Annotated in this window: 11 protein-coding genes; 8 read left to right on the forward strand and 3 right to left on the reverse strand. The window is 53.8% G+C overall.

Annotated elements, in window-relative coordinates:
* Positions 1 to 71 precede the first annotated feature (71 nt).
* From CRO19_RS08600 to CRO19_RS08635, 8 genes are all read left to right on the forward strand, one after another.
* Positions 72 to 734: an OmpA family lipoprotein gene (locus CRO19_RS08600; protein WP_097095457.1), complete on the forward strand. Its 663-nt coding sequence runs from the start codon at positions 72 to 74 to the stop codon at positions 732 to 734.
* A 156-nt stretch (positions 735 to 890) separates the two neighbouring features.
* Positions 891 to 1895 carry a LacI family DNA-binding transcriptional regulator gene (locus CRO19_RS08605; protein WP_097095458.1) on the forward strand — a complete coding sequence of 335 codons (1005 nt, stop codon included), beginning with the start codon at positions 891 to 893 and terminating at the stop codon, positions 1893 to 1895.
* Between the two features lie 58 nt (positions 1896 to 1953).
* Positions 1954 to 2979: a LacI family DNA-binding transcriptional regulator gene (locus CRO19_RS08610; protein ID WP_097095459.1), complete on the forward strand. Its 1026-nt coding sequence runs from the start codon at positions 1954 to 1956 to the stop codon at positions 2977 to 2979.
* 124 nt (positions 2980 to 3103) lie between these two features.
* Positions 3104 to 3850, forward strand: a complete 747-nt coding sequence (locus CRO19_RS08615; RefSeq protein WP_097095460.1) for a sugar phosphate isomerase/epimerase family protein — start codon at positions 3104 to 3106, stop codon at positions 3848 to 3850.
* A 10-nt stretch (positions 3851 to 3860) separates the two neighbouring features.
* Complete coding sequence (locus CRO19_RS08620; protein ID WP_097095461.1) at positions 3861 to 4805, forward strand: sugar kinase; 945 nt, start codon at positions 3861 to 3863, stop codon at positions 4803 to 4805.
* A gap of 183 nt (positions 4806 to 4988) precedes the next feature.
* The gene (locus CRO19_RS08625) at positions 4989 to 6272 is read left to right on the forward strand and encodes an MFS transporter (protein WP_097095462.1); all 1284 of its coding nucleotides are present in this window, start codon (positions 4989 to 4991) and stop codon (positions 6270 to 6272) included.
* A gap of 50 nt (positions 6273 to 6322) precedes the next feature.
* The gene (gene ghrB, locus CRO19_RS08630; RefSeq protein WP_097095463.1) at positions 6323 to 7297 is read left to right on the forward strand and encodes a glyoxylate/hydroxypyruvate reductase GhrB; all 975 of its coding nucleotides are present in this window, start codon (positions 6323 to 6325) and stop codon (positions 7295 to 7297) included.
* Between the two features lie 82 nt (positions 7298 to 7379).
* Entirely contained in the window at positions 7380 to 8630 is a 1251-nt protein-coding gene (locus CRO19_RS08635; protein ID WP_097095464.1) for a valine--pyruvate transaminase, read from the forward strand.
* Positions 8631 to 8694: 64 nt separating this feature from the next.
* Here the strand turns inward: CRO19_RS08635 and CRO19_RS08640 are convergent, their stop codons facing one another.
* From CRO19_RS08640 to CRO19_RS08650, 3 genes are read right to left on the reverse strand one after another with little or no spacing between them, the layout of a single operon-like run.
* The gene (locus CRO19_RS08640; protein ID WP_097095465.1) at positions 8695 to 10803 is read right to left on the reverse strand and encodes a peptidase domain-containing ABC transporter; all 2109 of its coding nucleotides are present in this window, start codon (positions 10801 to 10803) and stop codon (positions 8695 to 8697) included.
* Complete coding sequence (locus tag CRO19_RS08645; protein WP_097095466.1) at positions 10796 to 12070, reverse strand: HlyD family secretion protein; 1275 nt, start codon at positions 12068 to 12070, stop codon at positions 10796 to 10798. Before CRO19_RS08645 ends, CRO19_RS08640 begins: the two co-directional genes overlap by 8 nt.
* 21 nt (positions 12071 to 12091) lie before the next feature.
* Positions 12092 to 12742 carry a CPBP family intramembrane glutamic endopeptidase gene (locus CRO19_RS08650; protein ID WP_097095467.1) on the reverse strand — a complete coding sequence of 217 codons (651 nt, stop codon included), beginning with the start codon at positions 12740 to 12742 and terminating at the stop codon, positions 12092 to 12094.
* Positions 12743 to 12910 lie beyond the last annotated feature (168 nt).

Genomic DNA, 12910 nt, shown 5'->3' on the forward strand with positions numbered 1-12910 from the left:
TCCCCATTATTGAACGGCATAATAGTGCCGTTTTGGGGCTTTTCCCCGTTTAAATCTGTGAGGGATTTTTTATGAACAAGCGTATTTTGGCGCTGACCTTGTTATTGAGCGGCAGTGTTGCTTTGTCAGGATGTACCACCAATCCTTACACCGGCGAATCTCAGGCCGGAAAATCGGGCATCGGCGCCGGGTTAGGCGCGGTGCTGGGCGCAGGTGTCGGCGTGCTGTCATCGTCGAAGAAAGATCGCGGTAAAGGCGCGTTAATTGGCGCAGCCTCCGGTGCCGCACTGGGCGGTGGCGCGGGCTATTACATGGACGTGCAGGAAGCCAAACTGCGCGACAAAATGCGCGGTACCGGCGTGAGCGTGACGCGTCAGGGCGATAACATCGTGCTCAACATGCCAAATAACGTTACGTTTGATTCCAACAGCAGCAACCTGAAACCGGCGGGGGCCAATACTCTGACCGGCGTGGCTATGGTGCTGAAAGAGTATCCAAAAACAGCCGTGAATGTGGTGGGCTACACCGACAGCACCGGCACTCGCGCGCTGAATATGCGCCTGTCACAGCAGCGTGCAGAGAGCGTGGCCAGCGGCCTGATTCTGCAAGGCGTGGCACAAAACCGCCTGCGGACCCAAGGTTTAGGTCCGGACAATCCGATCGCCAGCAACAGCACCGAAGACGGCAAAGCGCAGAACCGTCGTGTAGAGATTACGCTTAGCCCGCTGAGCTAAGCGTGCAGCCGGTCTGCGCGGGCAGGCCGGTTTTTACGCGCTTTTTAGCAACTTTTAACAGCATATTTGTTAGAAAAAGCTAAAAAATCGTCCACTTCTAGAGCCGCCGTTTCCTTTATGCTAGCGTGATCAAAATTTGATCAATGGAACGTCATCATGTCGCTAAAAGCCATCGCTGCTACCCTTGGCCTCTCTGTTACCACCGTGAGCCGGGCGCTAAATGGCTATGACGATGTAGCCGCCGCCACTCGTAAACGCATTGAAGAAGAAGCGCATGCGCGCGGTTATCGCCCTAATGATGCTGCTCGCCGCCTGAAAACCGGGCGCGCTAATGCGGTGGGTTTGGTGTTTCCTATCAGCCATGCTTCGCTCAATGACAGCTATTACAGCCAAATGCTGCTGACGCTGGATCAATGCCTTGCTCAACACGATATTGATTTGCTGCTGCTGCCCGATAAATCTCACGATCAGCACCGTAAGCTGATGCGTATGATGCGCAGCGGCGCGATTGATGCACTGATTCTGACCCACACGCTGCCGCAGGATGCGCGCCTGCAACGCTTGCAGCAGAAGGGGTTTCGCTTTTTGACACTCGGCCGCAGCGAGCTGCCACAGCCTTATGCCTGGATTGATTACGATAACCACGCTGGCACCTTTCTGGCGGTAGAACACTGCCTGCAACAAGGATTACCGCGCCTCGCCTATCTCGGCAGTAATGAATTCTCGACTTTCACCCTCGATCGCCGCCAGGGGTTTATCGATGCGTTAATCCAACACCAGGCGCCGGTCGATCAATCATTGATGGCAGCGTTGCCCGCTACGCGCCGCTCCGGCTATCAGCAAACCAATGCCTGGCTGGCACAAGGCGATGCGCCGCAGGCGATCATTACCGATTGCAGTACGCTGGGTGAAGGTGCCGCGATTGCCCTGCAGCAGGCTGCGAGGCTGAAGGGCGCGCAGGCTATCCCGCTGTATGTTTACGATGGTTTACCGCATGACTCAATCATCGATCAGCCGGTCAATACTATTCTGCAACTCTCACAGCAGCGCATCGGCGAGCGCATCGCGGAAATGGTGCTACAGCTGCTTAATGATACCCCTGTTAACCAGTTGCAGACGCTGTGGCAACCGGTATTGCGCCTCACTTCTGACGCGCAATGATTGCGCCAGGCGCGAGCTGTGTTAGTCTTCGCCTGTTTCTTTACAGCAGGTGTAAGCAATGAAAACCAGGCCGCCACGAGCCACAATCAGTGACGTTGCCCGTACGGCAAAAACCGGTAAAACCAGCGTTTCACGCTACCTCAATGGCGAAGTGAATCTCCTCTCGCCCGATCTCAAAGCCCGTATCGAACAGGCCATCGCCGAACTCAACTATCGTCCCAGCCAGATGGCGCGTGGGCTCAAACGCGGCCGCACCCGTTTGATCGGCCTGATCATTGCCGATATTACCAATCCCTACTCGGTGGATGTGCTAAGCGGCATCGAAGCGGCCTGCCGCGCGCAGGGTTTTACTCTGTTGATGTGTAATACCAACAATGAAGTCGATCTCGAGCAGCATTATCTGCAGCTGCTGAGCAGCTATCAGGTTGAAGGTATTGTGGTGAATGCGGTAGGTATGCATGAAGAGGTGTTGAATCGGCTACAGCAATCAATGCTGCCAATGGTGTTGATCGACCGTAAAATCCCCGACTTCGCCTGCGATGTGGTTGGGTTGAACAACCTTGAAGCGTCGAACATTGCCACACAGCATCTGCTGGAGAATGGCTATCAGGCGCTGCTCTTTCTCAGTGAACCGCTGGGCAGCGTCAACACGCGTCGCGAACGTCTGCGCGCCTTCTATGACACGGTAAAAAACACCGCACACGTGCAAGCGGAGAATGCCGAAGTGGCGCTGCATCAGCCCGATGCGCTGGAAACGCTGTTACGTGACTTCCACCAGCGCCATCCGGGTAAAAATTGTGCGGTAATCGCGGCTAACGGCGCGCTCACCTTGCAAGTCGCGCGTGCACTGCAACGCTTGCAACTGCGCTGGGGCGAATCTATCGGCCTGCTCGGTTTTGATGAGCTGGAGTGGGCCGCGCTGGCGGGGGTTGGCATTACCACCCTGAAGCAGCCCACCTGGCAAATTGGCTATGCCGCGCTGGAGCAAGTGATCGCGCGTATTGAAGGCAGCGAGACGGCGATCCGTGAGCAGCTGTTCTCCGGCGAACTGATCGTGCGTGGCTCCAGCCAGCCGCTACGCTAACCCCTCATTTGTGGCTCACTTCGTGAGCATGATCATACTTCCGCAGTCTGCGCCTTTCTTTTGGAACCGGTTCCATTTAGCTTTTTTACAACGAATGGGATGTGGTCATGCCCGGAGAGAAGCGATGAAACCAGAAATTATTGTTGTATCTGCCGCATACGGCGCGCAGAAAGTAGCGGAACTTGGCGGCCAGGCTGCGCTGCTGCCGCTGATAAAAAAAGCAGGCGCGGATGGCATAGAAATCCGTCGCGAGCTCTTCAGTGACAGTGAACTCTGCCTGCTGCACGCACTGGGCAACGCGATTTCCCAGCATCAGCTCAGCGCCAGCTATTCCGTGCCGGAAGCGCTGTGGCTGGATGATGGCGCACTGAATCCGCGTCTGGCCCAGTTTCTGCACGAAGCTGAGCAGATCGGTGCTAAACGCCTGAAGCTGGCGTTAGGGCATTTCGTTGCTTTGGACGTCACCCCGCTGCTCGCCGTGTTGCAGGCGTCAAACGTGACGCTGGTGGTGGAAAACGACCAAACACCTGACAGCAAACTGGCGCCGATGCTGCGCTTCTTCCATCAAGCCTGCGATGCGGCTCTGCCGCTGGATATGACCTTCGATATGGGCAACTGGCAGTGGACGGGTGAAGAGGGTTTGCAGGCCGCGGCCCAGCTCAGCCGTTATGTCAGCTATATTCACGTTAAGGCCGCCGTGCCGCATGGCGACACTTTCCGCGCCATCGCGCTGGATGACGCCGATGACAGCTGGCGTTCGCTGCTCAACGCGCTGCCCGCCGATGCACCGCGCGGTATCGAATTCCCGCTGGAAGGTGCGGATTTGCTGGCGGTGACCCGCCATTACGTTGACCTGCTGCGTGCAGCGTAAGGAACCGATGATGACGCAAAAAACGCTGGATGTGGTGACGATTGGCGAAGCGATGGCGATGTTTATTGCCCAACAAACCGGCGATCTCGCGGCGGCTGAAGGCTTCATCAAACGCATCGCCGGCGCCGAGCTCAACGTGGCGATTGGCCTGGCACGTCTCGGGTTGAACGTGGGTTGGGTCAGCCGGGTCGGCGACGACAGTTTTGGCCGCTTTACGCTGCAGCAGCTGGAAAAAGAGGGCGTCGATCACCGCTGCGTCACCACCGATGCGCGCTATCGCACTGGCTTCCAGCTTAAATCTCGCGTTGATGATGGCTCCGATCCGGAAGTGGAGTATTTCCGTAAAGGTTCGGCCGCCAGCCACCTATCGCCAGATGATTTCAACGACGACTATTTTGGTCACGCGCGCCACCTGCACTTAAGCGGCGTGGCGGCTGCGATCTCTGATACGTCACTTCAGCTGGCACAACACGCGGCGAAAGAGATGCGCGCACGTGGCAAAACCATCTCCTTTGATCCCAATCTGCGTCCGGTGCTATGGCGCAGCGAAGAGGAGATGCGCAAGCAGCTGAACCATTTAGCGGAATATGCCGATTGGGTGCTGCCGGGTGAGAAAGAGGGGTTGATTCTCACCGGCTTCAGTCAGCCTGAAGCCATTGCCGACTTCTACCTCGATAAAGGGGTGAAAGCGGTGGTGATTAAAACCGGCGGCGATGGCGCCTGGTACAAAACCGCCAGCGGTGAGCAGGGTCAGGTGGCGCCAATTCATGTGGCAAACGTGGTCGATACCGTGGGTGCCGGCGATGGATTTGCCGTTGGTCTGATAAGCGCCTTGCTGGAAGGAAAAACGCTGCCGCAGGCGATTTTGCGCGGCAACAAAATCGGTTCACTGGCGATTCAGGTCGCCGGCGATAGCGAAGGCCTGCCGACCCGCGCGGCGCTGGGCGATTACTAAGCACGATTCCGTATTCAAAACCCTGGTCGCCATAAATGGCGACCCTACGAGATTGGTGCGGTTTTGTAGGGTCGCCATTCATGGCGACCACCTGACAAAGATTCAAAAATAGTCTGTACCTACAACAACGATATTCCGAGGCGCATCCATAGAATGCGCCCACCTCAACCAGAGGAGTCACCCATGAAATCGCAGACAATCGCGCCAAAACGCTGGTGGTTTATCATGCCCATCGTGTTTATCACCTACAGTCTGGCGTATCTGGACCGGGCGAACTTCAGCTTCGCCTCTGCCGCAGGGATTAATGAAGATCTCGGCATCACCAAAGGCATGTCATCGCTGCTGGGCGCCCTGTTCTTCCTCGGCTACTTCTTCTTCCAGATCCCCGGCGCGCTGTATGCCGAACGCCGCAGCGTTAAGAAACTGATTTTCTGGTGCCTGATTTTATGGGGCGGCTGCGCCTCGCTGACCGGCATCGTCAGTAACATCCCGATGCTGGCGGCGATTCGCTTTGTGCTCGGCGTGGTGGAAGCGGCGGTGATGCCAGCAATGCTGATCTATATCAGCAACTGGTTTACCAAATCAGAGCGTTCGCGCGCCAATACTTTCCTGATTCTCGGTAATCCGGTCACGGTGCTGTGGATGTCGGTGGTTTCTGGCTATCTGATTGAATCCTTTGGCTGGCGCGAAATGTTTATCTTTGAAGGCATCCCGGCGGTCATCTGGGCGGTGGCCTGGTGGTTTATGGTGCAGGACAAACCTGCGCAGGCCAAATGGATGAGCGAAAGCGAGAAAGCGGCGCTGCAGGCGCAGCTGCAAAAAGAGCAGGAAGGCATTAAAGCGGTACGTAACTACGGTGAAGCGTTCCGCAATCGCAACGTCATCCTGCTGTGCCTGCAATATTTTGCCTGGAGCATCGGCGTGTATGGCTTCGTACTGTGGTTGCCATCCATTCTGCGCAATGGTTCGCAGATGGGTATGGTGGAAGCCGGTTGGCTTTCTGCCGTGCCGTATCTGGTGGCGACCATTGCGATGATCGTGGTGTCGTGGGCGTCCGATAAAACCCAGAACCGTAAACTGTTTGTCTGGCCGCTGCTGCTGATTGGCGCGCTGGCTTTCCTCGGTTCGTATCTGGTCGGTTCCAGCAACTTCTGGCTGTCGTATACGCTGCTGGTGATCGCCGGTGGTGCGATGTATGCACCGTACGGCCCCTTCTTCGCCATCATTCCCGAGATGCTGCCGCGCAACGTCGCCGGCGGGGCTATGGCATTGATAAACAGTATGGGCGCGCTCGGTTCCTTCATTGGATCGTGGATTGTAGGCTATCTTAATGGGGCTACCGGCAGCCCTGCTGCCTCCTACATTTTCATGGGTGCAGCGCTGCTGGCTTCGGTTTGGCTAACGCTTGTCGTGAAACCCGCCCAGAACAAAACCTCGCCGCCCGTCCACGGGGCGAAGCACGCGTAATCGATTCGGGAGGCCGCAAGGCCTCCCCAACATTTTAAAGGGAGCAAAAGATGAAACCTGCTGTGATTCTGTATAAGAGCCTGCCAGATGACCTGCGCGCCAAGCTGGACGATCATTTCTCCGTCACTGAAGTAGATGATATTTCCGCGGAAACTATCCAGCAGCACCAGGCACAGTTCGAACAGGCGCAAGGTTTACTTGGCTCTGGCGGCAAAGTGAATGGCGATCTGCTGGCAAAAATGCCCGCGCTGCGCGCCTGCTCAACCGTATCGGTGGGATACGATAATTTTGATGTCGATGCACTGAATCAACGCAACGTATTACTGATGCATACGCCAACCGTGCTGACCGAAACCGTCGCCGATACCATGATGGCGCTGGTATTAAGCACTGCACGTCGTGTTACCGAGCTGGATAAGTGGGTGAAGGGCGGCGAATGGAAAGCGAGTATCGGCCCGGATCATTTCGGCATTGATGTGCACCACAAAACCCTCGGTATTCTTGGCATGGGCCGCATCGGTCTGGCGCTGGCGCAACGAGCACATTTCGGCTTCGGTATGAATATTCTCTACAATGCGCGCCGTCAGCATGAAGAAGCCGAAACCCGCTTTGGCGCGCGCGCCTGCGATCTCGAAACCTTACTGAAAGAGAGTGATTTTGTCTGCATCAGCCTGCCGTTAACCGAACAGACGCACCATATGATTGGCGCGGCGCAGCTCAAGCTGATGAAGCCAAGTGCAATCCTGATCAATGCCGGTCGCGGCCCGGTAGTCGATGAGCAGGCGCTGACCGCCGCGCTGAAAGACGGCACAATTCATGCCGCTGGGCTTGATGTTTTCGAAGTTGAGCCGGTACCTGCCGATGCCGAGATTTTAACGCTGCCAAACGTGGTGGCCCTGCCACACATTGGGTCTGCCACCCATGAAACCCGTTATGGCATGGCGCGCGACGCGGTTGATAATCTGATTGCAGCCCTAAGCGGTAAAGTGGAGAAAAACTGCGTGAACCCACAGATCCAACGCTAAGCCGGCTGCTTTACCCATTGCGCCTGCCAGCGGCGGGCGCTATGGTGGTTCCCCATTCGATTTCACAACGTTTTAACTTCCTATGTCCTTTTCTCAGTTCGGCGACAAATTTACTCAACATTCCGGCATCTCCCGTCTGATGGAAGACATGGGTGAAGGCCTGCGCACGCCCGGTACCATCATGCTGGGCGGCGGTAATCCCGCGCAAATCCCGGCGATGAACGACTACTTCCATCAACTGCTGCTGCAGATGCATCAGGACGGCAAGCTGAGCGAAGCGCTGTGTAACTACGACGGCCCGCGCGGCAAAGCGCTGCTGCTGGAAGCGCTGGCGAAGATGCTGCGTGAGGAACTCGGCTGGCCGTTAACCGCGCAAAATATTGCGCTGACCAACGGCAGCCAGAGTGCGTTTTTCTATCTCTTTAATCTGTTCGCCGGACGTCGCGCCGATGGCAGCAAAAAACGCGTGCTGTTCCCGTTAGCGCCGGAATATCTTGGCTACGCCGATGCCGGACTGGAAGAGGATCTGTTTGTCTCCGCCAAACCGAACATTGAGCTGCTGCCGGAAGGCCAATTCAAATATCACGTCGATTTCGATCACCTGCCGCTGAATGATGATATCGGGCTGATCTGCGTTTCGCGTCCGACCAATCCGACCGGCAACGTGATCACCGATGACGAACTGCTGCAGCTCGATGCGCTGGCACAGCAGCACGGCGTTCCATTGCTGATTGATAACGCTTACGGCGTGCCGTTCCCGGGCATCATCTTTAGCGAAGCGCGACCGCTGTGGAACCCGAATACCATTCTGTGCATGAGCCTGTCGAAACTCGGCCTGCCGGGTGCGCGCTGTGGCATTATCGTCGCCGATGAAAGCACCATCGCCGCCATTGGTAACATGAACGGCATTATCAGCCTCGCGCCGGGCAGCATTGGGCCGGCGATTGCCAATGAGATGATCGTACGCGGAGATTTGCTGCGTCTGTCAGAAGAGGTGATTAAGCCGTTCTATCAGGCCAAAGTCAGCGAGACGATTGCCATTCTGCGCCGCTATTTGCCGGAAGATCGCTGTCTGATTCATAAACCTGAAGGCGCCATTTTCCTGTGGCTGTGGTTCCGCGATCTGCCTATTAGCACCGAAACGCTCTATCAGCGCCTGAAAGCGCGCGGCGTACTGATGGTGCCCGGCCACTTCTTCTTCCCCGGCCTGGAACATGAATGGCCGCATACCCATCAATGCATGCGCATGAACTACGTGCCGGATGCGCAGAAGATTGAGCGCGCGGTGCAAATTCTGGCGCAAGAGTTGGAAAACGCGTTTAACGGCGAGTAAAAAATTCCGCGTTGTAGCCAGGTGCGCCTGAATGCGTACCTGGCTCAGGTCAGTTGTAAGGTCGTCAATTACATGACTTTAGCGTAATAACTCTATCTGCTGATGCTATCGTGCTCTCTCGGTGTGCGATGATTAACCGCGTAATGCTCAGTTTTTTGATTGCCTGATTCACCATTGCTTCACTCTCTTTGTCCAGTGCGCTGGTGGCCTCGTCCAGAAATAGAATCGCAGGTTTCTTGTACAATGCCCGGGCGATGAACAACCGCTGCTTTTGCCCGCCAGACAGCCCTTCGCCCAATTCACCAATCAGCGTTTCATATCCCATTGGCATACGCGTAATAACCTCATGCAAATAGCTGGCCCGAGCACACTCCTTCATCCACGCTTCATCTATTTCCTCTGCAAAGCTGCAAATATTCTCCCTGACTGAGCCGCAGAACAGTTTATCGTCCTGCATCACGCAGGCGATCATCTTGTGATAGTTGTTGATACCGATTTGCTGGATATCAACGCCATCCACCTTGACACAGCCACTTGTAGGAGAAAATAAACCGCACAGTACTTTCAACAGCGTGGATTTTCCCGAACCGGACGAGCCGACAATCGCCACGCACTCTCCCGGTAAGATCGAAATGTTCAGTGCATCAAATATTGCCGGTGACTGGCTGTCGTAGCGGTAGCTCAGCGCATGGGTTGCCAGCCCCATTGGTTGCAGTCTCGCTTCGTAGCAGAGCTCAGGTCTATAATTTTCCCGCGGGTGCAGAGCAATGTCGGCAATGCGCTCGTTATGCAGACTCATCATGCGTAGCTGCAGTAAAAATTCTGTCAGCGACCCAACGCGGTCTGAGAACTGTGCGCGAAAAACGCCAAATGCGACAAACATACCCATCGTTATCTGGTTATCGATCACGAGGAGGGTTCCCATCCACAGAACAACAACCTGATCGCAGGCGGCAATAAAGGTACTGATACCGCCAAACAGCATATCCATTTTGGTGACGCGAATACCGGTGTTAATTGAATCGATTTCGAGATTCAGCCAGTGGGAGACGCGGCGCTGAGCCATGCCCTGCATTTTGACGGCGGCAATGCCATAGAGTGTTTCCATAAAATACGAGCTGGCGCGCGCTTCCCTGACCAATAACTCTTCAGAAAGTTGCCGGTAATACTCGTAGGTTACCAGGCGCAGCAGAACATAAAAGGTGGTAAACGCTATCACGATCCAGGTCAGCCAGCCGCCATACAGGACCATCATCACCAGCACGCCAATCACCATGATGCTGTCCATAATGCCGCCAACGATGCTGGTAGTGAAGGTGCTGCGCAGCGTATCCAGTGAAGCGAATCGAGACTGAATATCACCCAACTTACGCCGCTCAAAGTAACCAAGCGGCAGGCGTACCAGATGATTGAACAGGCCGGATTGCCACTGCACGTTGATAAACGTTGCCATAACCAGCGCGGTCCAGGCGCGTCCCATCCCCACGGCAGCACGCAGCAGGATAAAAAAGAGTAATCCAGCACAGATTAAGGTCAGTAAACCCTGATCGCCTGCGGGTATGGCGTGATCCATCACCAGCTGCGTGCCGACCGGCATCACAAGATTGATGGTCTCGAACACCAGTGATAAGCAAAGTATTTTGCCGAGTACGGTCTTGAGGCCGTGCACGCTAGCGATCAGAGTACGGAAGCTGATTTTGTTGTGGACGCTGTCGGCGGTAAATGTGCTGCCTGGGCAGGCTTCGAGCGCCACACCGCTAAAATTTTTCGACAGCTCTGCGAAGCTGACCGTCCGGCGGCCGCGCGCCGGATCGTGTAGCACCACACCATTCCGCCGGATGCTTACCAGTACGACAAAATGGTTGAATTCCCAGTGCAAGATGCACGGTATCTTCAATGCGCCTAACTCGTCGATATCGAGTGATAGCGGTCGGGTGCTCAGCCCTAGCTGATCAGCTATCCCCGTCAGTGCCGACAGCGTAGTGCCGCGAGCCGAGAGGTTGAACTGCCGTCGCAGCGCTATCAAATCAACATTCTTGCCGTAGTATCCGCAGATCATTGTAAGGCAGGCCAGACCGCACTCGGCTGACTCGGTTTGGTGAATCATTGGGACACGGTGGCGCAGCCATAATTCCAGCTGACCGACCAGCGTTTTGCAGGTCAATCTACTCATTGACTGGCCCCATAACGCTGTGTTTCATGTCGTAGAACGGCGAAAACATCCATTGATATAGCCTCCTTTTTTCAAGGAACAGCGTGCTCTGTGCTTTAATGCCGTTCTCCAAACTCAGACGTTTACCGCCATACATAACAACCGGCTTTTCTGGCCTGACGATGACTTTGTAATAGGGGATCGCGGCAGTTAATGCCGATCGGGGTGCGCCCTGGTAGGTCAGCATTTCCTGCGGTGATGCGGGTGCTCTGGAGATGGCAGTAACGGTGCCAGCAAACTGACCAAATTTCTCCGCAGGGAAGGCTTCATAGCGAATATTGACCCGATCACCGAGGGTGAGATAAGGGATTGCGTCATTGGGCACCCACAACACCAGGGCGTAATGGTCGATAGTGTGAGGGAGAATTTGCAGCAAACTGTCGCCAGCGTTAACCATCTGTCCAACCGTAACGCTCAGCGAATCGATACGGCCAGCAGCCAGCGCTCGCACAATGATGGTTCCACCGGCATCAATGTTGAGTTGTTCTTTTTGCAATTCAAAACGCTGCAGTTCCATCTGGTAAATCTGATTGTCAAATTCAGCGCCCTGAGTATATATCTGGCTCTCCAACGCCGTGACTTGCAGCGCATTTTGATCATTCTGGCTTGATAGTCCGAGGAGATTATTTTGCTGTTGGTAATACAGTGCTACTTGGTTGGTAAGTTGATCTTTATTTACTAATCCCCGGAGCTGATAACGCCGATAGTTATCCATATTCTCCTTAATAATACTGATCCCTTCCTGGGCGCGGCGGAGGATGTCAGTAGAGCGCAATAACGCGCCGGCATACTGCTCTTTTTGTTTTTCCAGCATGTCGAGAGTGGCTTTCTTGCTGCTTTCAAGCCGGCTAATAATCTGTGTAATACGTTCAAGCTGGTGATCAATATCCCGGCGTTGATTTTCACTGACCACGCCGTTGTGGGTAGTTTTGCTGACGTCTATTTGGTAAATGGGTGCACCCGTTTCAATCATCTGCCCTGCAGTAACGAACTGCTTAACCACGACACCCTGAACGCTGGAATAGACATTAGCTGCGCGAGGATAAGTGGATATTTCTCCCGTGACGTTGATCCGACGGGTATAAGTGCTAGCAATAACAAAGGTCAGGAATAGAGTAATAAAAAAGAGAGACAGCCCCGCAATGATCCAAAAAGGGATGCCGGGGAGCAGCAAGGCTCGACCGCGCCATTTCATTCTGTGATTCTCAACCGCTTCCAGGCGAAACAATTTAGTATTCCTTACTCATTTTTAGTGGCCGAATAGATAATGTCCATTGACCACAATGCCGTTCATAAAGACATGCAGCAATACAGGTAATAACAATCCCTTTGACAAGACTCTCGCAGCAACCAGCGTTAAAGAAATAAGATAGAGAAGAAAGAAAGGCTTAAACCCAGAATACTGAGTGTGCAGCAGCGAAAAAATTAAGGACGTTACAAGCGCAGAGAATATTTTACTATTAGAAAAAACAGTTAACGCGCCAAATAACCCGCCTCTGATGGCTATCTCTTCATAAACTGGCACCATCAAAATATAAGATATTTGCGTGAGAATAAGCGTATAGAGCGGTAGCGAAATCTGCTGATGGCTGACAACGACTTCGCCTGTGTTAAAAAGTACCTTTGGTATAACAAACTGAATTATTAAAATTAAAGAAAAAAATATAACAAATTGCATTAGTGTAAAGTTACCGACACCGAACCCCTCTTTCTTCTGAAATTTAAATAGATAAACGGGCACAATTACAAAAAACTCAACTATAAAGCCATACGGTAAAAACAATTCAGACGCAATTAATTCTCTTCGATTGGGAAAGAGCAACGGAACAGCTGTCAGTAGAAACATCAGAAGAAAAAGAGATACGTTTAACAAACCTTCTTTTTTAGTGTTTGTTTCCATACAGCCTTTTCCCTTAGCATTATATCGTCATCATGACACTTTGTATTTTTTTGCTAAAAAACTGTTTACCTTATGAGCCAGAGCAACAAAGGATAATAATGAACTGATAATGACGACCAATTTTGACAACTCAGGTGGCGGGGTGTAAATGAAGAATTCTGCAACAAC

This window comes from Candidatus Pantoea floridensis, from assembly GCF_900215435.1.
Classification (GTDB): domain Bacteria; phylum Pseudomonadota; class Gammaproteobacteria; order Enterobacterales; family Enterobacteriaceae; genus Pantoea; species Pantoea floridensis.

What these genes read in the sequence shown, in the direction of transcription:
- CRO19_RS08605 (WP_097095458.1), top strand. Translation starts at nt 891, where the DNA reads ATGTCGCTAAAAGCCATCGCTGCTACCCTTGGCCTCTCTGTTACCACC.
- ghrB (WP_097095463.1), top strand. Translation starts at nt 6,323, where the DNA reads ATGAAACCTGCTGTGATTCTGTATAAGAGCCTGCCAGATGACCTGCGC.
- CRO19_RS08620 (WP_097095461.1), top strand. Translation starts at nt 3,861, where the DNA reads ATGACGCAAAAAACGCTGGATGTGGTGACGATTGGCGAAGCGATGGCG.
- CRO19_RS08625 (WP_097095462.1), top strand. Translation starts at nt 4,989, where the DNA reads ATGAAATCGCAGACAATCGCGCCAAAACGCTGGTGGTTTATCATGCCC.
- CRO19_RS08615 (WP_097095460.1), top strand. Translation starts at nt 3,104, where the DNA reads ATGAAACCAGAAATTATTGTTGTATCTGCCGCATACGGCGCGCAGAAA.
- CRO19_RS08600 (WP_097095457.1), top strand. Translation starts at nt 72, where the DNA reads ATGAACAAGCGTATTTTGGCGCTGACCTTGTTATTGAGCGGCAGTGTT.
- CRO19_RS08650 (WP_097095467.1), bottom strand. Translation starts at nt 12,742, where the DNA reads ATGGAAACAAACACTAAAAAAGAAGGTTTGTTAAACGTATCTCTTTTT.
- CRO19_RS08610 (WP_097095459.1), top strand. Translation starts at nt 1,954, where the DNA reads ATGAAAACCAGGCCGCCACGAGCCACAATCAGTGACGTTGCCCGTACG.
- CRO19_RS08640 (WP_097095465.1), bottom strand. Translation starts at nt 10,803, where the DNA reads ATGAGTAGATTGACCTGCAAAACGCTGGTCGGTCAGCTGGAATTATGG.
- CRO19_RS08635 (WP_097095464.1), top strand. Translation starts at nt 7,380, where the DNA reads ATGTCCTTTTCTCAGTTCGGCGACAAATTTACTCAACATTCCGGCATC.